Below are 22,465 nucleotides of genomic sequence, written 5' to 3' on the forward strand. Positions count from 1 at the left end.
GGCTTGCTCACAGTCACACACGATCTTGTGAAAGCCACGAAGGGCACAAAGTAGCGGCATACTCAGGTTTGCCCCTCAACTTTGTGGCCTTCGTGGCTTTCAAGCTAGAAATGAGCTGTTCATGAGCGATCTCCGCAAAGGTTCTAGTCTGGCCCCTCCGCCTTCTTCTTCGCCCATTCAGCCGTCGCTTACCCCCCGTGTTGCTGGTTTCCGTGGTACCCTCGGCCGCTCGATCACGTTGATGAAGCCAGTCACCTGGTTTGCCCCAGCGTGGGCGTTTCTCTGTGGGGCTATCGCGAGTGGTGGGCTCTCCTGGTCAGCCGAGCCGATCTTTCTCCTGGCGCTTGGTATATTGATGGCGGGGCCTATCCTTTGCGGCCTGTCGCAAGTTATTAATGACTATTGTGATCGGGATGTTGATGCGATTAATGAACCCCATCGCCTGATCCCTTCTGGGCAGGTCTCGTTGCGTCACGTCTACATTTTGACCCTGATCCTGACCTGGATCGGGACGAGTGTGGCGCTGTTGCTTGGCGGGGAAGTGGCCCTCTATGTCGGGCTTGGCTTGATCTGTGCCCTGGCCTATAGTCTCAAGCCGGTACGGGCCAAGCGCAATGGCTGGTTTGGCAATTCCCTGGTCGGTATCTCGTATGAGGGCCTGGCCTGGATGGCCGGTCACGCGGCCTTTGCGGCGTTGACAACCCAGAGTTTCTTGATTGCAATGCTCTATTCGCTCGGTGCTCACGGGATTATGACGGTCAATGATTTCAAGAGCATGAGCGGCGATACGCGGATGGGCCTTCGTTCGATTCCTGTGCAGTATGGCAAAGTTGTCGCTGCCCGTATGGTCGTGATTACGATGGGGGTTGCGCAGATCGGGGTGATTGCCCTGCTCTTCTTCTGGGGGCATCCTATCGCGGCTAGTGTGGTGGCGTTGCTGCTGATTGCCCAGAGTGTTCCGAACGTCCGCTTTATTCGTGACCCTGAGCATAACGAGGTCTTCTTTAACGCAACGGCGATTATGCTCTTTGTATGGGGCATGATGGCGGCTGCGATCGGGTTGGCGGCGTAACGAGAGGCTAGAAAGAACGATGGTATGGCACAGCGGGTGCTGATAGTTGGGGCGTCGGTGGGCGGGGCAACGGCGGCGATTACCCTGCGTAATCTGGGTATTGAGACGGTGTTGCTCGAGAAGGAACTGGTGAAGGCCAAACCATGTGGTGGGGCGGTTCCTCCAGCGGCGTTTCACGAGTTTGATCTCCCTCAGAGCCTGATCGACCGTAAGGTGAAGCAGTGTCTGATTGTTTCGCCTTCTGGTCAAGAGACACACGTCCCGGTGATGGGCAGTGTGCCTTCGGATGACGATTACGTGGCGATGGTGCGTCGTGAAGTCTTTGACGGCTTTCTCCGTGAGCGGGCGCAACAGCGTGGGGCCGAGTTGATCCACGGGCAGTTGGTCGGGTTACAGGTCGAGCCACATGGCGTGACGGCAACCTATCGCTCGATGCGTGATGGACGTGAGGCGAAACTGACGGCTGATGTGGTGATTGGGGCCGATGGGGCTTACTCGCCAACGGCACGGATGCTCGGTTTGCCCAATCTTCCCCGTGCCGTTGCGATCCAAGAGCGCATTGCTTTGCCACCAAGCAAGATGGCTCGCTGGGAAGAGACGGCCGATCTCTATCTTGGCCGTGAGGTGAGCCCCGATCTCTATGCGTGGGCCTTTCCGAAGTGTGATCATATTGCCGTCGGCATTGGGGCCGGACCCGGCCATACCGAAAAAGCGAAACAGTTGCTGGTTAATCTCAAGGCACGTCTTGGGCCAGCGCTTGATCAGGGCCGCCTGATTCTGCGTGAAGCTCATGCCTTGCCGATGGAGCCGCGCAAGCAGATGGCGTTTGATCGGGCGATGCTGATTGGTGATGCGGCTGGCCTAGTGGTGCATACCTCGGGCGAGGGGATTTACTGGGCGATGAAGAGTGGGCAGATCGCAGCCCAGGTGCTTGCGCATGCCCTCGATACGCCCGATGCCGCCCATCTGCGCCTCTACGAGCAGCTCTGGTGGCAACAGTATGGCACGATGTACACCTTCTTGCGCTGGTTGCAGCGTTGGGGCTATGGCAACGAGCGCCAGATGGAAGTGTTTACAGAGATGTGCCGCAATATTGATGTGCAACGTCTGACCTTTGACAGCTACATGTACAAACAGATGACGCCCGGCCCGTGGCTTGCGCAGATGCGGATGACCTGGGATATCATCAATGCCCAGGCACGCAACTATGTGCGTCGCCGTACCCCACTGCGTGAGCAGGAAGTGTACGCCGTTGTCTAGGAGTTGAAGCGCTTGCTGTTTGGATCGCATAAAAACGCCAGCTTTGCTGGCGTTTTTATGCGATCCAAGGGCTTGGGCCGCATCGCCGCAGCTGAGTTGACAGGAAGGCGTTGCGATGATACACTTGCGGCTAAACATCAGATCATATGATGTTTGAAGGGAGAGACAAGCATGGCGATCCAGCGGCGGCAACTGGTTGAGCAAGTGCTTGATCAGCTTCAACAGCAGATCAGTGTGGGCACCTATCCCCCAGGGAGTCGGTTGCCAACCGAGGTTCAGTTGATGGAAGAACTGGGTGTCGGGCGTTCGACGGTACGCGAGGCGGTACGGGTACTCGCGCATAGTGGCGTACTAGACGTACGGCAGGGTGATGGAACCTATGTACGGGCGCACCCTAGTGCGGGTGAGCCGCTGGCGCAGCGCTTGGCGCGGGCGCATGCCCCTGACGTGCATGAAGTACGTCGTGCGCTGGAAGTCGAGATTGCCCGTTTGGCCGCGCTCAGGCGAACTGAGACTGATATTGAGAATTTACGCCGCCTTGGGCAGCAACGGCGCACAGCATTGGCGAGCAATGATGGCGAGGCGGCGTTGGATGCCGATATTGCCTTGCATTGTGCGCTGGCCGATGCAACGCACAATCCCGTCCTGGCCGATCTCTACCGGGCGTTTGCGACGACGCTGCGTGGTGCCCTGGCCGCCCTCTGGAGCGAGCGCTGGCCTGATGAGGCGGTTGCTGATCAGCATGATGCCCTGATTGACGCCGTGATTGCCGGAAATCCGCACGAAGCGGCGGCAACGGTGGCGCACATTCTTGATCGTCATCAGGATCTGCTGGAGTGCGTCAGACCTCATAAATCTTGAAGGCCTGAGATGTCTCAGGCCGGTTTTGTTGCTTTGATAAGGTTTCAGGGTATGGAACTGTGGCAACTGGGACTTCTTTTTCTCGCGGCGTTGGTGGCGGGGGCAATCAACTCGGTGGCCGGTGGCGGGAGCTTTATCTCCTTTCCGGCACTCCTGTTGGTAGGGGTGCCGCCCATTGCTGCCAACGCCACCAATACAACAGCGTTGTGGCCTGGCATAGCCGCCAGTGTAGGCGCATATCGCCGTGAGCTCAGCCTGCAGAAACGTGGAATTATGCTCTTTAGCGGGTTAAGCATGTTGGGAGGACTCATCGGGGCGCTGCTCCTCTTGCGCACGCGTGAGGCCGTCTTTACCGAGATGATTCCGTACCTACTCTTGCTGGCGACCCTTGTCTTTGCCTTTAGCCCCTGGCTCACGGCGCAGGCGCGGCGGCTCAGTCATTCAGCCGAGAACACCCCAGGGCAGCGTTTTGTCATTCTGGGCATTTATTTGAGTATTGCGGTGTATGGCGGTTTCTTTGGCGCGGGGCTTGGCATTCTCACGCTGGCGGTACTTTCATTGATGGGGCAAGAGAACATTCACGAGATGAATGCGCTCAAGACGTTGCAGGCGACCCTCATCAACGGCATTGCAGTGGCGGCTTTTATTTTAGCGGGGATTGTGGAGTGGCCGATGGCCCTGATTATGATTTTGGGGGCGATTATTGGGGGCTATGGTGGGGCGGCGATTGCGCGCAAGCTTGATCCGTTGCTGGTGCGGCGCCTGGTGATTGCCTTAAGTGTCAGTTTGACGATCTACTTTTTTGTGGTCTGACGCGGCAGCAAGTTGGGTTGCTCGCACCACAAGCCGACGAAACTGGCTTGTAGTGCGAGCAAGAAACAAGTCTATTCAACAATCAGGACGCCCTGCATCCCGCCGACATAGTGACCGGGATAGGTGCAGATAAACTGATAGGTGCCGGGGCCGGGGACTTCAAAGGTGACGGTTACCTCTTCGCCTGGATTGATCATCTGGGTGGCTACCAGCACATCCGGGGTGTCAGGGGGGGGGACTGAGCCAAGGGCGTTGCGAAGCTGACGTTGCTGGGCATCGGCAAGATCATTGATCGCAGCAACGCGAGCGGCATCGCCGTCAATCAAGACCCAGTTGTGAGGTACTGCATCGGAACGATTGGCAAAAGTCAGCGTGACAAGGTTATCGGTGACCCGCACTTCCTTCTGGGCAAAGACCAGTTCAGCACCAGTTGCTGACTCGAGGTTGACCTGCTGACCTGTACCACTGGCGAGTGCCGGACCAACCGGCTCGGTTGGGATGCCAGGTGCAGCGGCAGGTGGCGTGGTTGCAGCGGGAGCCTCGGTGGGTGCCGTGGTTGCAGCGGGAGCCTCGGTGGGTGGCGTGGTTGCAGCGGGAGCCTCGGTGGGTGCCGTGGTTGTAGCGGGAGCCTCGGTAGCCACCGCTGCCGGCGGCGCAGTGGGCACGCTTGCGGCAGGTGGTGTTGTCGGTTGGGCCTGCGTTGGTTGCCCGCCTGCAGCACTGAACGAAATAGCGACGATCAAGCCAGTGAAACCCAACAACACGGTGATCGCAATCAAGACCTGCAACACGGGATCGATGACTGGAGTGCCGTTGCGTCCTCCCCCGCCCCCGCCGCCCCCGCCCCCGCTACCTCCACCGCGACGGGGGCGCGGATTATTGGGCCGAAAATTGCCGGATGAACGCCAGCTCATAACCGTACCTCCTTGTACCAACCAAAAAACTTCGTGACAATCTGAACAACATCTAGTGTAGCATAAAATGTTCAGTCTGGGGACAGGTTTTCTCTGGCTGATCGGGAGGATCGGGAGCCTTCTCAATACCCTTCAGGGGCGAGGTAGCGTTCGAGGTTCTGGAAGCGCGTGGTACGGGCTTCGAAGCGCAAGGGAATGACACCGAGGGGACCATTGCGATGCTTTGAGAGGTGGATTTCGGCAAGGCCCTTTTTGTCAGTCTCTTTATCATAGAGTTCTTCGCGATAGATGAACATCACGATATCGGCATCTTGCTCGATGCTATTGCTGACCACCAGGTTATTGGCGACGAAGGAGTGATGTTCATCGACGGTGAGATCATAGACCAGCGTGGTTCCTGCCGGTTCGATGCTGACAATTTCGTCCCAGGTGACATCACTTGAGGCGAGCAGCGCAAGGGCTTCAGCCTGCAAGGTTGTGGCGATGCGCTGGGCTGACGAGCGGGCGAGCGGGCGTTTGAGCAGCAATGAGCCGGTTGCGTGAGGGGCCGCAAAGATCGTCATATGCTCAAGCAGCGCCTGGTGGCGTGGCGACAGACCGGTCGCGAGGCGGCTTTGCCAACCGGCAGCGGGGATCAGGTCATCATGGGCTGGTGTCAGGCGTGGCAACTCAAGCGGATGGTGGGGGTGTGACCGCAGGGTGACTGGCAGGGCAAGGTGCTCGCCGGGATGGAGCCGATCGAGGCGGCGCCAGCCATTGACGGTCATAAACTTGTGGTTGCCGGTCGCCCGGATCGTATGCCCTCGGCGGGTGGTGAGGCGATAGACAGGCTTGTGGCCGGTTGCGAAGGCATTGGTCACGGGACGAGGTTCGAGTTTCCAGGTGGCGAGATTGAGCGCGAGCACCCTGAAGCCCGTGTCGCCAACGAGGTGATCGAGGCGCCGCGACCTACCCTCATCGGGCAAGTAGACCAGGGTTTCGCCGGCAAGACAGCCTGACTCGCGGAGGTCGCTGAGCATTGGGACGTGGCTTGTCCGGCCTTCCACGGCACGCGAGAGCTGGGAGAGGGCAATAATAGGCACATTGAGTTCGCGGGCGAGAGCTTTGAGGCCGCGGCTAATCTCACTAACCTCTTGGACACGATTATCATTGCGGCGTCCGGACATCAACTGAAGATAATCAATCATCAGCATATTGCAGCCTGTCTCAGCGGCGAGGCGACGGGCCTTGGAGCGCACCTCGGTAATGCTGAGGCCGGGCGTATCTTCGATATAGATCGGCAAATCGGAGAGCACGCCCATGCCCTCGAAAGCGAGGTTGAGCTCATCGGCGCGCAGATTGCCGGTACGGAGGCGCTGCATATCAATGCCCGTATGCATCGAGAGAATGCGTTGCACCAGTTGATCGCGGCTCATCTCGAGGCTAAAGATGCCGACGGTCGCGCGTGACAGGAAGGCGATATTATAGGCAATCGAAAGGGAGAGCGAGGTTTTGCCGACACCGGGGCGAGCGGCGAGGATAATCAAATCACTTGGTTGCAAGCCACCAGTGAGGGCATCGAGTTCGTGATAGCCGGTTGCGACGCCGGCGACCTCACCGCGGCGTTCCTGGAGGCGTTCGATCTGGGTAAAGAGGGTATTAACAATCTGGCCAATGGGTACAAAATCCTGGGTACTCCGGCGTTGTGAGACAGTAAAGAGCTCGGCCTCGGCCTTATCGAGGGTAACATCGAGTTCTTCGCTCTCATCGTAGCCAAGGGCCGCGATTTTGCCACCGGTTTCAATGAGGCGACGGAGGATGGCCGTACGCTCAACATTGCGGGCATAATATTCAATATGAACTGCGGTCGGCACTTCAGCGAGCAGTTCACCGAGGAACGCGATGCCACCGACGAGGTCGAGGCGTTCTTGGCGGCGCAACTCGGCGGCAACGGTGGCAAGATCGGGGGGCTCACGGCGGTTATAGCAGGCAAGCATGGCCTCATAGATGAGGGCGTGCTTTTCGAGATAAAAAAATTCAGCCGCAAGCCAGGCCGCGATGGCGATAATTGCATCGCGATCAAGCAAAATGGCCCCAAGCGTTGCCCGTTCAGCCTGGAGGTCAAAGGGTACTGAGCGTTCCAAAGGTGGCCTCTTGGTTCTCCGCCATTCTTCCCCAACCTATCGACAGCTTATCCACATTGGGCCAAGAAAGACGATGTGCCACAGCGCATGCTGCGGCACATCCTCAAAGTCGCAAATTCTTCTTCGCGGTCAGGGCTTCACGCGTACTTCGTTCACCGACGAATTACACTGATTCGGCGGCCACTTCCTCAGCGGGCGCATTTTCACCTGCGACGACAACTGTGACGGTAGGCTCGATGCCACTCGCGAGCCGGATCGGCACCGCAAAGGTTCCGGCACGCTTGATTGGCTCTTCGAGCTCAATCTTGCGGCGGTCGAACTCGATCCCAAGTGCAGCGCCGAGCTTTTCGGCAATATCGGCACTAGTCACCGAGCCATAGAGACGATTCTGCTCACCGACTTTCGCCGTGAAATGGAGGCTCAGGGCCGTAATCCGTGCCGCCAGCGCCTCGGCATCTTTGCGTGACGCCTCAGAGCGACGCTGCTGCGCGGCCAGGCGCTCTTCGGCCTGCTTGATCTGACCACGGGTAGCGAGCACGGCAAAACCCTTGGGAAGCAAATAGTTACGTCCAAAACCACCAGATACGTCTTTGAGTTCGCCGGTTTTGCCAAGATGTTCGACATCCTGCACCAGCAACACTTTCATTTTCGAACCCACAAAATCTCTCCTCACATGACATGCATTGGACAAAACATCGGCTCATATCTTACCACGGAGCAAGGTTGCCGTCAACGAAGAGTGCGATGGGTTTTAGGGCTACGCTGAAAATGGGGGAACCAAGTTCCCCCATTTTCAGCGTAGCCCTGGCAATGGGCTATGCTGCCCGATGGATAGTTGATCGCGACAATCAGCGCTGGAGATGGGGCGACACGGTCGGGGAACAGCACCGCCGTGCCCGTACGGGTTAGCGGGTGGCGACGACGACGATACGTGGTGAGTCTGGGGTGAGGGCGTGTAGGTTGATGCTGCCGTACCAGTTGATGGGTGCGAGGTTGGCCTGGCGGAGTATGCGGTCGAGTTCGGTGGCCGTGTAGATGCGAATGCGATGGATGCGTTCGTCTTCGTGGCCGTCGGGGTCGCGCCAGCGGTCAATTGAGGTGAGGATGCCGCGCAGCGGGTCGAAGTAGCGGCGGATCCAGACGACGGTGCCGTCATCGAGTTCGTACCAGTCGGTCGGTTGGAAGTCAGTGACGACGCGATCACGGTGGGCCAGTTCCATGATGAGGCGTCCGCCTGGTTTGAGGGCGCGGGCGATGCCTTCCAGGACGGACTGGTTTTCTTCTTCGCGGTCAAAATAGCCAAAGGCGGTGAACATGTTGATGACGGCGTCGAAGCATCCGCTGTAGGGGATGGCACGCATATCGCCGGCAACGAAGTCAACCTCGACGCCGGCGGCGGCTGCATCGGTACGGGCGAGGTCAAGCAGCGGCTCTGAGGCATCGAGGCCAATGACGGTGAAGCCTGCGCGAGCGAGATTGATACTGTGGCGGCCTTGCCCGCAGGCGAGATCAAGCAGATCGGCGGGTGGCTCGGGGAGCAGATCGCGCAACATCAGTACCTCGGCCACGGTCTGCTCGGAGTTGAGCGCGTAGCGTTGGGGATAGGTTGCATCAAAGTAGTCGTTCCACCAGTTCATTGGATGCTCCTTTGCTCAGGGAATGGTTCCGAGCGTCGCGAAATCGCCAAAATAGGTGCCATCAAGGTTCCAGACATCCTGGCGTCGGTCGTTTTCTTCGGGTAAAACCAGGGCGATGCGCAAGCGGTAGGGGCCAGGTGGAAGGGTGGTGGGGAGGATGAGCGTGTGGGTGTCGGCGATCCAATCGCCTGGGGTCCACAGCGGAAAGGGCAGCGAGGCCTTGCGGGGCTGGCTGAGGCTGGTGGTGACAATGCGCTCTTCTTGATCAAGCAGTTGTACCAGGACATGCCAGGGTTGGGGGACACGGCCCTGGCTTTGCCAGGTGAGGGTCACAGGGAGCGTTGCGCCGGGAGTCAATGGTTGTTCAAGCTTCCAGCCGCGGATCACGACGCCCTGTTCCCACGAGGCGGCAAAGCGTGCATAGACTGGTTGCCCAAGGGTAGCCTCGGCGGTACGCGGAGGAAGGGCGATCCAGGGATAGGCTGGTCGAATGATCTGAATCGGCGTGGCGAGGGCAAGAAGGAGCAAGCTTGACCAGATAGCGAGGGGGTTGATGCGGAGTTGCTGCAGGCCCACCGCGAGCAGGATGGCAAAGGCGGCGAGGGCGGGAAAGAGCATGCGGCCTTGCCATGCCACGAGACCGGCAGTATAGGCAAAGGCGAGTGTCCACACAACGGCCATCATGCTGGCGAGCAGCGGGCCGATTAGAATGGAGCGTGGAAGACCGGTGGCCCGCGTGGCAAACAGACGGACGAGACCGACCAGGGCGGCGAGGCTTAGCCCGGCGTAGAGCCAGAGCATCCAGGCGGGCGGGTGGAGGCTCATCCAGCCAAAGCGAGCCCAGAACGACGCAAAGAGTTGACGTAACGCGCCCGACCAGGCTTCGGCACTTGCCCAGGCAAAAGGTTGGGTCGCGAATTTCGCCGTAAATGCGCCGAGCGCAAAGGGATCGCCGTAGAGGTACAGATTGCGGAGGAACCACCAGCCAGCGACGAGCAGACTCGTCCCTCCCCAGGCGAGGGTGACGAGGACAAAGCGCCGCAGATCGGCCCTGGCGACCCACCATCCTGCCCAGAGCAGCAGTGGCCCGAGCAGCAGGGCGCTCTGTTTGGTCAGGAGAGCGAGGCCAAAGAGGAGACCGGCGACCAGTGCCCAGGGAAGCGTGCGGGTGTGCCAGGGACTCGGTGGTGTGTCTGGGGAGACCGAGGAGGCATAGCGAAGGGGAGGCATTGACCACCAGAGCAGAGCTGCCCCAAGGGCTGCGAGCAGGGCATCATTGGTAACGAGAGCGGTAGTGAAGAGAAATTGCGGATTGAACGCAACGAGGGCGGCGACGAGGGGCGGCAGGAGCGGATCGGCCTGGGCAAAAAGGCGTCGGGCGGCCAGATAGGCAAAGAGCACCGTCAGCACGCCCCAGAGCCCCGAGATAGCCCGAGCAGCGTGCCAGGCGAGGGTCATGCCCTGCCAGGGCCACAACTCACGGCTAGCGCGTTGGAAGGCCCCGGGCTCGTCGCCGCCGGCCCAGCGAAACTGCGGATTCGCGGTCAGGATAATGGACTGTTCAGCGGGGGGGAGCCAGGCGACGGCGGGCACCGCGAGCAGATAAGCCAGAGGCGGCTGATGGCCCTCACCGGGCACATCGGACGCCTCTGGCGGGAATTGCTGGACAGGCAAGCGTTGTTGTTGGGCAAGAAAGAGCACATAAGCCAGATGCCCTGGCTCATCGGGACCCTCGCCGAGGGGCACGGCCCAGTTATAGAGCAAGTGCAGCGCGGCGAAGATGACGAGCAGACCGTATCTACCCAAACTGCTCGACGAAGCGCGTATCGCCTGAGTAGAAGCCACGGATGTCATCAATTCCATACTTGAGCATGGCTATTCGTTCGGGGCCGAAACCGCCCGCGAAACCGCTAAATTCTTCGGGGTCATAGCCACCATTGCGGAGTACATTGGGATGCATCATGCCACAGCCACCGATCTCGAGCCAGCCGGCATACTTGCAGACACGGCAGCCTGTACCACCACAGAGGAAGCAACTGACGTCCATTTCAGCACTCGGCTCGGTGAACGGGAAGAAACTGGGGCGGAGACGGACTTTGGTACCGGGGCCATACATACGTTCAGCGAAATAGGCGAGGGTTCCCTTGAGATCGCCCATGGTAATATGGCGCCCGATAGCGAGAAACTCAAACTGATGGAACATCATCTCGCTGCGCACGGTCACCTGTTCATTGCGATAGACCTTGCCTGGCAGGAGGATACGGAGCGGTTCGGGGGCGCGTTCACGCATCACCCGGATCTGACCGGGGGAGGTATGGGTACGGAGCAAGACCGATGGCGCATCATCGGGCAGATCGAGGTAAAAAGTATCCTGCATATCGCGTGCCGGATGGTCATCGGCAAAATTGAGCAGGCTAAAATTATACTCATCGAACTCAACTTCAGGGCTTTCGGTCACGAGGAAGCCCATCTCGCCAAAGATCTCTTGGACCTGGGCCAGAACCTGATTGGTGAGGTGGACATAACCAAGGGCAGGAGTGCGTCCTGGCAGCGTAACATCAATGCGTTCAGCGGCAAGTTCAGCGGCCTGGGCAGCGAGTTTGAGGTGCTGCTCGGCGGCGGCATAGGCTGCTTCGAGTTGTTCGCGCAACTGATTGACACGGCGGCCAAACTCAGGGCGTTGCTCAACGGGCAGTGTCCCGAGGCTGCGACTGACGCGGGTCAACGCACCGGACTTACCGGTATACGTGCTCTTCCACTCAGCGAGCGCAGCGAGATCGCCGACCGATTCCAGGGCTATGGCGGCCTCTTGTTCAAGGCTTGCCAGCTCATTGCTCACCGTCATCACTAACTCCTTGTATGCGAGCCGAACCTGCATGAGCATGCCTGATCTATGGCTATTTGTCAACTACGTTGGCGCAAGGCCTCGAAGAGAATAATGCTACCGGCGACTGCGGCATTGAGTGACTCGGCCTGACCGACCATAGGAATCGTAATGCGCTGACGAGTAAGGTCAGCGGCTTCCGGGCTAAAGCCGTGGGCCTCATTGCCAATAATAAGGGCTGCTGGCTGGTGCCAATCGGCGGCGAAATAGGGCAGCGTAGCGTCGGCATCAGCGGCATAGACCGTAGGGAGCGCAGCCAGGGCCTCACCGATCTCCGACCAGGAGAGATCGGCTTGGAGGGGAAGGCTAACATGAGCCCCCATCGCGGCGCGGACGGCCTTGGGCTGAAAGGGATCGGCACTGCCGGGGGCACAGATGACGAGCCCGACGCCGGCAGCCTCAGCGGAGCGAAGAAGGGTTCCGAGGTTTCCAGGGTCTTGGATGCCATCAAGGAGGAGGCGGAGGCCGGGGCGTGGGGGGAGTTCGGGGCGAGCGACGGCGGCCACAACGCCCTGGGGATGGCGGGTATCAGCAGCGGCAGCGACGACCTCGGGGGTAGCGGGAAAAGCCCCGTAGTGAGGGGCGAGATCTTGGAGCAAGCGGGAGCCCTCGGGGGTCGTAGCGAGTTGTTGGGGCGCATAGAGGGCGCGTTGGAGCTGTGCGCCTGAGGCAAGGGCGTGAGCAACGAGGCGAACGCCCTCAAGGAAGAGGGAGCGCTCGCTCCGGCGAACTCGAACTGAGTCGCGGAGCGAGCGCAGGAACTTGACGTGCGGATTAGTCGTACTTGAAATCACGCGCCCTGAGTGGTTGGCGTTGCGGTCTGCATTGCGACAGCGACCACATTGCTAAAGGCAGCGGGATCACGGACGGCCATATCAGCGAGCATCTTGCGGTCGATCGTAATCCCAGCCTGCTTCATCCCGGCCACGAGGCGACTATAGGTCGTCCCATTGAGGCGTGCGCCCGCATTAATGCGCTGGATCCAGAGCCGACGGAACTCACGTTTGCGACGGCGGCGGTCGCGGTAGGCATAGGCCAGGGCGTGCATAACCGCTTCGTGGGCCACCTTATAATGGCGACTCCGCGCACCGCGAAACCCTTTTGCCTGATTGAGCAGCTTTTTGTGACGCTTATGCGTCATCGTGCCACGCTTCACACGAGCCATACGAGACACCTCCAATAAACAGGCCGGCCAGGGGGTGGCGAGACATCCCTGGACTACGCCCGACTAGATCTTGCTTTACTTCAAACCATACGGAAGGGCGACCTTGAGATGCTCACGATTTGCGCGTGAGGTCGGTTGGTCTTTGCCCCATTTCTGCTGCGAGCGCTTGGCGCGATTGATCTTATTGCCACGCACACCCTTCTGCTGCAGAACCTTGCCACTGCCCGTCACCTTAAAGCGGCGCTTGGCCCCTTTATGGGTCTTCATCTTTGGCATACAAACAACCTCTCGTTATGAACGCCGATCTTCTTCTTCGTCCTCATCGTCCTCATCGAGGTCTTCGTCGTCGAAGTCCTCTTCCTCAAACTCATCGTCGTCAAACTCATCGTCATCGAAGTCACCGTTGTCGAGGTCTTCGCCCTCCATCAACTCGTCATCAATTTCGACCTCGGCATCGACAGGCGCTTCACTCTGGCCTGGCTCATCAGTTTTGGCGGAGGCCTTCGACTGCGCAATTTTTGCCTTCTGGGCCTGCTGGGCGGCCTTGAGCACTTTGGCATTAGGTGCGACCAGCAGCGAGAGCACGCGCCCTTCCATCAGGGGTTTCTGCTCGACAACCGCAATATCGCGCAACTGCTCGGCAACGGACTCAAGCATCTTGCGCCCAATTTCCGGGTGAGCCATCTCACGCCCGCGGAAACGCACGTTAAACTTGACCTTGTCACCTGCAAGAAGAAACTTTTTGGCTTGATTCGCCTTGGTGGCAAGATCGTGGTCATCAGTCTTGGGCATCAAACGAATCTGTTTGAGCTCGGACTGTTTCTGGTTCTTGCGGGCCTCACGTTCTTTCTTGCTCTGCTCATAGCGGAATTTGCCATAATCAAGCAGGCGACAAACGGGTGGTACCGCATTAGGTGCGACCTCAACCAGGTCAAAACCGCGTTCTTCCGCCATCATGATGGCTTCACGAACACTTACGATCCCGACCTGCGTGCCATTCTCGTCAATCAGGCGCACCTCTCGTGCGCGGATGCGATTGTTGATCCGAAACCGTTCCCTAATGGCGTGACTCCTTCGTCTTCAGGGCATGTAGGCGGTGTTGAAGGGAGGAAAAGGCCACTTACAGCGTAGAAACACCGCCTCGACGTTTGATTGTCCGAGCGGTGCTTTTCTTCAACCCGAACCTGCCGACGATGACCAGCCTGCCCGGTCACTGTCATATTGAAAGCCTATTATAACAGCGTGCAAGAGTGTCGTCAACCTTGCTCATGCGGCTATGGAGGGCGATGGCATCTTCCACCACCTGCTGATTGCCCACGAGAGAAGCCTTTACCCGGCGTTAGGAGCCATTTTTTCTGTGCGCATGGGCTTAGATCTGATCGAGGTAATCTTTGAGCAGTTTGCCGAGCCGTGGGTGACGTAGTTTGCGCAGGGCTTTGACCTCGATCTGGCGGACGCGCTCGCGGGTGACACCAAAGGCTTTGCCTACTTCTTCGAGCGTCCGTGGTTGCCCATCAGAGAGGCCATAGCGCAATTCAAGCACCCGTCGTTCGCGTTCGGTGAGTTGATCGAGCGCGGTGGCAATCTGCTGGCGAAGCATGCCGCTCGCGGCGGCATCGTCGGCGTCGAGCGCATGCGGATCGGGAATGAAATCGGCCAGGGTGCTATCGGCCTCTTCGCCAACCGGGGTAGCGAGGGAGACCGGATCTTGCGCGGTACGCCGCAACTCGCGTAGTTTGTCTTCGCTCATATTGAGGAAGTTGGCCAGTTCGGCGTCGGTTGGTTCACGCCCCAGGTTCTGCGTCAGTTGACGGCGGGCCGCCTGGATGCGGTTGAGCGTTTCGCCCAGGTGAACGGGCAACCGGACGAGCCGCGATTGATCGGCGAGGGCGCGCGAGAGGGCCTGCTTGATCCACCACGTGGCATACGTCGAAAACTTGTAGCCTTTGTTGTGGTCAAACTTTTCGATCGCGCGCAAGAGCCCCAGGCTCCCTTCTTGAATCAGGTCAAGCAGGGGGAGGCCACGATCACGGTAGCGTTTGGCAATGCTGACCACAAGCCGTAAGTTGGCGGCGGCCATCTTCTGGCGGGCCTCGTTGCCGGCGGCGCGCTCAAGCTCAAGTTGTTTCGCCTCGGGCGAATCGGAGCTTACATCTTTATCTTTCAGCTTGCGCTCGGCGATCTGGCCCTTCTCGATCTCTTGGGCAAGATCTTTCAGCTTGCGCTCGGCGATCTGGCCCTTCTCGATCTCTTGGGCAAGCTTCTTCTCTTGCTCGGCGGTGAGCAAGGGAACCTGGCCGATTTCGCGCAGATAGAGGCGCACACTATCACCGAGCAGCGCATCAGACAGACCTTCATCAAGGTCAATCGCTACGGCTCCGTTGGGCTCCTCTTCGGCAGTTTGATCATCAGGCGTATCATAGACAGGAACGCCGGCCTCGGCCAGGGTTGCCTGAGCTACTTCCATTGCCTCTGCTGCATCTTCCGATGCAGGCACGACCTGGAGCAATTCGTCGAGGGTGACAAACCCTCGCTGCTTGCCCTGGACAATCAGCGCCTGCATATCGGTCGGATTGAGGGGCGGCAATGGACGCGCAGCTTCGGGTTGCGGTTGAGTCATCACTCTTCCTTAAGTCGGTTGGGCCTACACGCTTATGCTGGGCCCGTCCGAGGGGTACATATCTGGTCGTCAACCATATTCGGTGGGTTGCGATAACAAGATCAGGTTCGATTGAGCTTCACCACACACGAGGTCTATTTTAGCATATCGTGAGTCATCCTGGGGATGAACTGCGGGAGTGTTGTCAGGCGACCGTTTTGAGCAACGCTTGAACCGCTGCGGCATCGGGGGCTTCCAGGGCTTGCCGAGCCAGGATTTGCGCGGTAGCGTAGCTGGTTGCACGGATGGCGGCACGAACGTGTGGGATCGACCCAGGCGAGCAACTCAGCTCATCGACGCCAAGCCCGATGAGCAGGGCCGTAGCCTTTGGGTCGCCGCCAAGTTCACCACAGACGGCAACGTGACGTCCATGACGGTGGGCTGCGGTGCAGGTCATCGCGATCAGTTGCAGCACGGACGGGTGCAGGGGTTGATAGAGCGTTGCCACGCGCTGGTTGCCCCGGTCACACGCAAGCGTATACTGGGTCAGATCGTTGGTGCCGATGCTAAAGAAGTCAACTTCACGGGCAAGCGCATCGGCGGTCAGGGCAGCCGAGGGAACCTCGATCATCACGCCGAGCTCGACTTGCTGCGCATAGGCGCGCCCTTCGGCGTCGAGTTCACGACGTGCTCGGTCGAGCAATACCCGTGCCTGATGCACCTCGCTGACCGTGCTTATCATCGGCAGCATAATGCGTATCGTTGCATTGGCCCCCGCACGGAGCAACGCCCGCAATTGGGGGAGCAGCAGATCTGGTTCGCTCAACCCAATGCGCACGCCACGCCATCCAAGAAAGGGATTATCTTCGTGGGGGAGAGGAAAGGCGGGCAGATGTTTATCCCCCCCGACATCAAGGGTTCGCACCGTGATCGGCAAGCCGGACAATTCAGCCGCAATGGCGGTGTAGAGTGCGAGTTGTTCGGTCTCATTGGGCAGGGTCGAGCGTTCCAGAAAGAGCAACTCGGTACGCAGCAGGCCAATGCCTGCTGCACCCCAGGCGTGGGCTGCGCTCGCTTCGGCGACGGTCGAAGCGTTGGCGACCAGGGCAATCGCGTGGCCGTCGCTGGTCACGGTTGGCAACGATACGGCTTCACGCAGCGTCGCTTCTTGTTCGCGCAGAGCGGTAGCCTGCGCCCGTAGCGTTGCCAGTTCGGTTGCGTTGGGGGTGACATAGACCTGCCCGGTTGCTCCATCGAGCGCGAGCATCGTACCTGTCGGCACATTGTGCAGCAACGTCTCGCCGAGCCCAACCACAGCCGGAATACCGAGACCACGGGCGAGGATCGAGGCATGGGCAGTCAGCCCCCCGCCAGCGAGGACAAGGCCCAGCAGGCGCTCTTGAGGGACGCTCATCAGATCGGAAGGGCCAAGATCCCGGGCCACGATCACGGCGGGTTCACTCAATTGCTCGCCGAGACTCTTGGTACCGGTAAGTGCCCGTTCGAGCAACCGGGCCACATCGCGCAAATCGACCGCACGCGCTCGCAAATAGTCGTCCCCAATCTCCTCAAGCAACTCGGCCTGGGCATTGGCGGCGAGCAGCACTGCGTCAGGGGCGGGCAGGCTATGCTCGGTAATAGCCTGATCGATCATCTCGCGCAGCGAAGGGTCGTGCAACAACATGCGATGGGCGGCAAAAATATCAGCCTCTTCGGCTTTGTTGGTTTGGCGCAACCTAGCTTCGTGCTCACCCAGGCTTGCATCGGCCTGGGCGAGCGCCTTGCCAAGGCGCACTTGTTCCTGAGCCACCGAAAACGGCTTGGTTGAAGGTGTTGACGCAGGCGAAGCTTCGGCAGGTTGATAGACAAGGGCCGTCCCAATTGCAACACCGGGTGCAGCGGCAAGGCCGTGCAAAATCAGGGTAGACATACGAAAGCCACTCAATCTAGCTAGGGCCACGTCAATCGTTTGGCCTGAGCAGGGCCTGAACCCTTTACGCCCACTTTGACAGACGATGGTCACAGATACGTACCCGCAGATCAGACAACTTCAGCCAGTGCCTGGATCAGCAACGCCGCCGAGGTTGCGCCTGGATCCTGGTGCCCAATGGCACGTTCGCCGAGGTACGCGGCACGTCCACGGCGGGCAAGCAGAGGGATCGTTGCTACAGCCCCCTGGTGCGCTGCCGCCGCAGCTTGTTGCAGCGCCTCTGCGAGCGACTGCTGCTCGCTCAGGGCTTGCGCATAGGCTTCAACGGCAGGGGCCAAGGCATCAACCATCGTTTTATCACCTGGATGCGCCTTGCCCAGGGTTGCCACCCCGTCGAGAAACGCCTGGAGCATCGCAAGCACCTGGTATTCATCAAGGCTCTGGTACCCTTCGTTGAGCTTGCCAGCCCGACGGAAGGCTGTCCCGTAGAGGGGGCCACTGGCCCCGCCTACGGTCGCAATCATACGCATTGCTGCGGTCTTTAAGATTGTACCAGCATCGCCTCTGTGGTGCTGGGCCAGTGACTCGACAATCGCGGTAAAACCGCGATCAAGATTGACCCCATGATCGCCATCGCCAATCGCCGCATCAAGCCTGGTCAGATAGTCACGTTGTTCGTGGATCAGCGCTGCTGCATGGCGCAACCAGTTCCGCAAGGTTCCAGTCGTAAGAGACATCATGATGATATAGTTGCCTCAGATCAGCGCAGACCGAGGACAGACTGAGCAATCACCCCGCGCAAAATCTCCGACGTTCCTTCGCCAATGGTCAGCAGGCGGGTATCACGATACATCCGCTCGACGGGGAATTCCTGGCTATAGCCATACCCGCCAAAGATCTGGATGGCATCGCGGCAGACCCGTTCTGAAACCTCAGAGGCATAGAGTTTGCCGACGGCTGCTTCGCGGGAAAAGGGGCGATCTTGATCTTTGAGCCATGCCGCGTGGTAGATCGCGAGGCGGGCCGTCTGGAGGCCGACTTCCATATCGGCGATCAGATTCGCGACCGACTGATGGGCCCCGATCGGTTTGCCAAAGGCTTCGCGCTCGCGGGCGTAGCGTACGGACGCCTCAAACGCGCCCTGGGCGAGCCCGACGGCCATCGCGCCAATGCCAATGCGCCCGCCATCAAGCACCTGCAAAAACTGGACAAAGCCGCGCCCGCGGGTACCGAGCAGATTAGTTTTGGGGACGCGCACATCTTCAAGCATCACTGCGGTCGAGACCGAGCCACGCAGCCCCATTTTGGGCTCGTGTTTGCCAAAGCTCAGCCCGGGGGTGCCTCTGGGTACAAGAAGTGACGAAATCCCGTTTTTGCCACGGTCGGGATCAGTGACGGCGGTCACAATAAGATGGCCGGCAATGGGGGCATTAGTGATCCACATCTTTTGCCCATTGATCACCCACTCATTGCCCGCCAGGACGGCCGTTGTCCGGGTTGCGCCGGCATCTGAGCCTGCGTGCGGCTCGGTCAACCCGAAGGCACCGAGATACTCGCCCCGGGCTGCGGGCACGAGAAACTGTTGTTTCTGCTCTTCGGTGCCAAACATATAGATGGGCGCCGAACCGAGGCCCATATGGGCGGCATAGGCCAGCGCGGTTGAGCCACACACCCGAGCGACTTCTTCAATAGCTATGGCCGTGCTGACCGTATCAGCCCCGGCCCCGCCATACGCTTCGGGGAACGGCAACCCCATCAGTCCGGTACGCGCCATCGCCGCAAAGGTCGCGTGGGGAAACTCCCCGGTCTCATCAACGTGGCGCGCCCGGGGCGCAATCTCTTTCTCGGCGAACTCACGCATCGTACGCCGTATCAATTCCTGCTCATCGGTCAGTGCGAAGTGCATCGTTGTCTCCTCATATGCGCGATCATCGCTCTGGTGGCGATAGGGTCCCCTAGACCTCATCTCGGTGCATCGTTGCCTTCTCTCTGCGGGATGGTCTACCCTTGAGGCGTCAAGAGCTCAACCCCCTCCATTGTCTCCGCGACCAGATTATCAACCACCGCCCGCAGATCGTTGGTCTCGGCAAAGATGCGAAGTTGTCGGTCGGCACTCGACCCGCCTTCCGCGATCTTCAACAGATACTCAACCTCTTTGCGCGAACCGAGCATATCAACCACATCGTCAACGAGCTTGACAATCTCGTAGACAAGCGCTTTGGTCTCGACCTCGGTTCGTTTGCCAAAGTCGATCATTTTGGTCTCGAGACCCCAGCGCTGCGCACGCCACTTATTTTCGTTGATCAACGCTCGGCGATAGACGCGGAAGGTTGTATTCTCTTCGAACATAATATAAAACTTAACGATCAACGCCTGCATGACGGCTGCCAAGGCGAGGCACTCTTCGACGCGGGTCGCAATATCACAGACACGAAATTCGAGCGTGCCAAAGAAGGGATGCGGGCGCAGATCCCACCAGATCTTTTTGCCATTATCAATACAGCCTGTATTGATCAAGAGTTGTATATAACGCTCGAATTCGCCGGCGGAATTAAAACTTGGCGGAGTGCCGGTGCGTGGAAAACCGCTAAAGACAACGCTGCGATACGATTTAAAGCCCGTATTGCGCCCCATCCAGAAGGGCGATGAGGTTGAAAGTGCCAGCAGGTGGGGGCAGATATAGCGGGCTACATTCATCAATTCGATAGCTGTTTCATTGCTTGGCATACCGACATGGCAATGCATGCCAAAAATGAGCAATTGGAGGGCGGCATCCTGCATTTCACCAACCATCGCATCGTAGCGCTCGTGCTGAGTGATCTCTTGGGTCATCCACGAGGAAAACGGATGCGTGCCAGCTGCCGCGATCTTCAGGCCGTGACGCGATGCCAGGCCCGCAATCGTGCCCCGTAAATGGGTGATCTCGGCGCGGGCTTCCGCAATCGTACGGCAAGGTTTTGTCCCAACCTCAACGATGCTCTGATGCATTTCGGGCTTGATCTGCTCACGCAAGATCATCCGGCCTGGCTCGAGGATCTGGGTAATGTACGAGCGCAATTCGCGGGTATCGGGATCGATAATCTGGTACTCTTCTTCGATACCGAGCGTAAACGCAAAGTCGGAGTCCATCGGATTATAGACGCTCAAGGCTTTCTCCTGACACGTAGCGGCCTATTATCGTGCGCCTGGGGGCTTCTTTATTATACACTCAAATCCGTGGGTGAAGCTCATCCCGCCGAGCGCCGCTCCCTCCACCGTTCACGCAGGTAACTGAGCCCGTTGCGTTGATAGACGAGCCATTCAATGACGAGGATGATCAGCGCGATCAGCGCAACCCACCGCCAGAATTCTTGCCGTCCGTCGCGCTCGCGTGAGACGGTGCTCTGCGCCCCACTGGCCTGGGCAATGTTGAGGTCGCGTTGGGAGGCAATGCGCGATTCGCTCGGCGCAAAGAGATTGACTGCATACTGGCGCTGCGCAATCAGTTCGTTGCCCTGAAATTCTTCGACCAGATAGACGCCCAGGCTGCTGGTGGCAGCAAAGATCGCCTGCCCACCCTGGATCTGCACCTCGTTATTGCGACTGCTCATGGTGCTGCCGTCGGGTAGGCGCACCCGTACTTCAGTGATCGTCTCGTCAACCTGAAAGGCGAGCGGTTGCCCAGGCAGGATCTGGGCACCTTCGGCCCCACTACCTGGGGCCAGAAAATCCATCAGGTTCGAGAGCAAGAGCGGGAAGGCTACCTGGAGCGGGAGATCGGAATTGCGTAGGTCAAATGCGAGCACCGCAATCCGACGCCCTTCCCGTTCGCCAACGATCAAGAGCGGGGCCCCGTCGCTGTCAACCACGGTACGTGCCCAGTTTCCCGGGACAAGGCGTGCCGCCTTGAGAATGCTGACCTCGCTGAGACTCACGTTGCGCAGCAGTTCGTCGCCCCCAAGTGGGCGTACGACGGGAAACTCAATTTCGCCAGTGACCGAAAAATAGGGGCTTGAACGCAATGGCCCGATAAAGAGCAAGTTGCCTGCTGGAAGTTCTGGTGGCACGACGCCATCAAGAATGGTCACGGGAACCTGCACGACCGACTCGGGGAAGACCGTGGTTGCTGCTGGCACCTCAGTTACCGCGATCCCGCGCAGCAGACCGAGGCCCGTTGCGAGGAAGCGGTTGCCATCACTGACTAGGCGCACCTGAACGGTATCGCCCACACTACTGACGGCAAAGGCACGATCATCAGCGGCGAGCGCATCTTCACCGGCCAAGTGCGCCTCGACGACCTGCACCTGTGCTGGAAGCTCAACGACAATGCTCTGATCGCGGCCAGGTTCGAGGGTCAGGCCATAGGCGTTAAAGACCGCCCCGTCGAGATAGAGATCGAGGCGGCGATTGACGATGGTTTCGCCATAGTTGGTTGCCTGCACAAAGAGGGTCTGCCCTGCCAGGCTCGGCTGGAGATTGATCGTACTGAGGGCAACATTTTCGGTGCTGCGCCCAATTGGGAAATAGCTGACGCGGGCGGGTACGCGCAACTCGGCGGGCACGGTGACATTGCCATCCGAGATGATCGCCACCTCGCTATCGGCATCGCGGGCCGCCAGGGCCGACGCGAGTGTCAGCGCCTGACCAAGATCGGAGCCACCATTGTTGGTCAATTGGATTCCCTCGATCGCCTGGCGCAACTCGCGGCGGTCAGAGGTTGCCGCTGCTGGCACCTCCATTTCGCCACCTGCTGCAATAATGGTCGCCCTGCCATTGTCGGGCAACTGGTCAACCAGTTGACGGGCGCGTTGCTTGGCGGCTTCGAGGCGATTCGGTAGCTCATCGGTCGCGCCCATGCTGGCCGAGCGATCGAGAATGATGATCAGATTGGTGCCACTGATGCCCTGGGCGGCGACAAAAGGTCGTGCGAGCGCAAAGACCAGCAGCAGCATCAAGAGCAATTGGAGCAACAGCAACAGATTGCGCCGCAGCTTTTGCCACGGTGCATTGGCCTCGACATCGCGTACCATGCGTCGCCAGAGAAAGGTCGACGAGACCGGACGATCCTCGCGGCGCAACTTGAGCAGATACATCGCCACAATCAGTGGCCCAACGAGAGCAGCGCCGAGCAGCGCCAACGGAGCAAGCAATGACATAACGATGCCTCCTTAATTACACGATAGCAGCCCCTTTGCCTGTTCGTCAAGACCAAAAACCTACGCCCAAAG

The 22,465-nt window shown here is 59.2% G+C and carries 20 protein-coding genes; 4 read left to right on the plus strand and 16 right to left on the minus strand.

Annotated elements, in window-relative coordinates; genetic code table 11:
• Positions 1-121: 121 nt before the first annotated feature.
• From chlG to EKD05_RS08500, 4 genes are all read left to right on the plus strand, one after another.
• Entirely contained in the window at positions 122-1,072 is a 951-nt protein-coding gene (chlG, locus tag EKD05_RS08485) for a chlorophyll synthase ChlG (protein WP_129671999.1), read from the plus strand.
• A 24-nt stretch (positions 1,073-1,096) separates the two neighbouring features.
• Positions 1,097-2,332 carry a geranylgeranyl diphosphate reductase gene (locus EKD05_RS08490; protein WP_129672000.1) on the plus strand — a complete coding sequence of 412 codons (1,236 nt, stop codon included), beginning with the start codon at positions 1,097-1,099 and terminating at the stop codon, positions 2,330-2,332.
• A 171-nt stretch (positions 2,333-2,503) separates the two neighbouring features.
• Positions 2,504-3,193 (plus strand): FadR/GntR family transcriptional regulator, encoded by a 690-nt coding sequence (locus EKD05_RS08495; RefSeq protein ID WP_129672001.1) that lies wholly within the window; start codon positions 2,504-2,506, stop codon positions 3,191-3,193.
• Positions 3,194-3,244: 51 nt separating this feature from the next.
• Positions 3,245-4,006, plus strand: coding sequence for a sulfite exporter TauE/SafE family protein (locus EKD05_RS08500; RefSeq protein ID WP_129672002.1), 762 nt, complete (start codon positions 3,245-3,247; stop codon positions 4,004-4,006).
• A 71-nt stretch (positions 4,007-4,077) separates the two neighbouring features.
• Here EKD05_RS08500 and EKD05_RS08505 read toward each other — a convergent pair whose 3' ends face one another.
• The 16 genes from EKD05_RS08505 to EKD05_RS08580 all read right to left on the minus strand — a co-directional run bounded on the left by EKD05_RS08505 (position 4,078) and on the right by EKD05_RS08580 (position 22,393).
• Positions 4,078-4,920, minus strand: a complete 843-nt coding sequence (locus EKD05_RS08505; protein WP_129672003.1) for a plastocyanin/azurin family copper-binding protein — start codon at positions 4,918-4,920, stop codon at positions 4,078-4,080.
• 122 nt (positions 4,921-5,042) lie between these two features.
• Positions 5,043-7,043, minus strand: a complete 2,001-nt coding sequence (dnaB, locus tag EKD05_RS08510; RefSeq protein ID WP_129672004.1) for a replicative DNA helicase — start codon at positions 7,041-7,043, stop codon at positions 5,043-5,045.
• A gap of 163 nt (positions 7,044-7,206) precedes the next feature.
• Positions 7,207-7,689 (minus strand): 50S ribosomal protein L9, encoded by a 483-nt coding sequence (rplI, locus tag EKD05_RS08515; RefSeq protein WP_129672045.1) that lies wholly within the window; start codon positions 7,687-7,689, stop codon positions 7,207-7,209.
• Positions 7,690-7,948: 259 nt separating this feature from the next.
• A complete protein-coding gene (locus EKD05_RS08520; protein WP_129672005.1) occupies positions 7,949-8,680 on the minus strand; it encodes a class I SAM-dependent methyltransferase in 732 nt (243 codons plus the stop codon).
• Positions 8,681-8,695: 15 nt separating this feature from the next.
• A complete protein-coding gene (locus EKD05_RS08525) occupies positions 8,696-10,534 on the minus strand; it encodes a hypothetical protein (protein ID WP_165360646.1) in 1,839 nt (612 codons plus the stop codon).
• Positions 10,479-11,525 carry a phenylalanine--tRNA ligase subunit alpha gene (pheS, locus tag EKD05_RS08530; protein WP_205703896.1) on the minus strand — a complete coding sequence of 349 codons (1,047 nt, stop codon included), beginning with the start codon at positions 11,523-11,525 and terminating at the stop codon, positions 10,479-10,481. The genes EKD05_RS08525 and pheS overlap by 56 nt, the downstream gene beginning before the upstream one ends.
• A 59-nt stretch (positions 11,526-11,584) precedes the next feature.
• Positions 11,585-12,358, minus strand: coding sequence for an RNA methyltransferase (locus EKD05_RS08535; protein WP_129672007.1), 774 nt, complete (start codon positions 12,356-12,358; stop codon positions 11,585-11,587).
• Entirely contained in the window at positions 12,355-12,729 is a 375-nt protein-coding gene (gene rplT / locus EKD05_RS08540; protein ID WP_129672008.1) for a 50S ribosomal protein L20, read from the minus strand. Before rplT ends, EKD05_RS08535 begins: the two co-directional genes overlap by 4 nt.
• 75 nt (positions 12,730-12,804) lie before the next feature.
• Positions 12,805-13,005, minus strand: a complete 201-nt coding sequence (locus tag EKD05_RS08545; protein ID WP_129672009.1) for a 50S ribosomal protein L35 — start codon at positions 13,003-13,005, stop codon at positions 12,805-12,807.
• 15 nt (positions 13,006-13,020) lie between these two features.
• On the minus strand, positions 13,021-13,746 hold the full coding sequence (infC, locus tag EKD05_RS27160) for a translation initiation factor IF-3 (RefSeq protein WP_370374890.1): 726 nt from the start codon (positions 13,744-13,746) through the stop codon (positions 13,021-13,023).
• 352 nt (positions 13,747-14,098) lie between these two features.
• Positions 14,099-15,349 carry an RNA polymerase sigma factor RpoD gene (rpoD, locus tag EKD05_RS08555; RefSeq protein WP_129672011.1) on the minus strand — a complete coding sequence of 417 codons (1,251 nt, stop codon included), beginning with the start codon at positions 15,347-15,349 and terminating at the stop codon, positions 14,099-14,101.
• Between the two features lie 184 nt (positions 15,350-15,533).
• A complete protein-coding gene (ptsP, locus tag EKD05_RS08560; RefSeq protein WP_129672012.1) occupies positions 15,534-17,258 on the minus strand; it encodes a phosphoenolpyruvate--protein phosphotransferase in 1,725 nt (574 codons plus the stop codon).
• A gap of 110 nt (positions 17,259-17,368) precedes the next feature.
• Positions 17,369-17,998, minus strand: a complete 630-nt coding sequence (dhaL, locus tag EKD05_RS08565; RefSeq protein WP_240695691.1) for a dihydroxyacetone kinase subunit DhaL — start codon at positions 17,996-17,998, stop codon at positions 17,369-17,371.
• A 20-nt stretch (positions 17,999-18,018) separates the two neighbouring features.
• Positions 18,019-19,164 carry an acyl-CoA dehydrogenase gene (locus EKD05_RS08570; RefSeq protein WP_129672013.1) on the minus strand — a complete coding sequence of 382 codons (1,146 nt, stop codon included), beginning with the start codon at positions 19,162-19,164 and terminating at the stop codon, positions 18,019-18,021.
• A gap of 95 nt (positions 19,165-19,259) precedes the next feature.
• Positions 19,260-20,405: a carboxylate-amine ligase gene (locus tag EKD05_RS08575; protein ID WP_129672014.1), complete on the minus strand. Its 1,146-nt coding sequence runs from the start codon at positions 20,403-20,405 to the stop codon at positions 19,260-19,262.
• 80 nt (positions 20,406-20,485) lie between these two features.
• Positions 20,486-22,393, minus strand: coding sequence for a VWA domain-containing protein (locus EKD05_RS08580; protein WP_129672015.1), 1,908 nt, complete (start codon positions 22,391-22,393; stop codon positions 20,486-20,488).
• Positions 22,394-22,465: the final 72 nt, after the last annotated feature.

The organism is Candidatus Chloroploca sp. Khr17 (assembly GCF_004138165.1).
GTDB lineage: Bacteria > Chloroflexota > Chloroflexia > Chloroflexales > Chloroflexaceae > Chloroploca.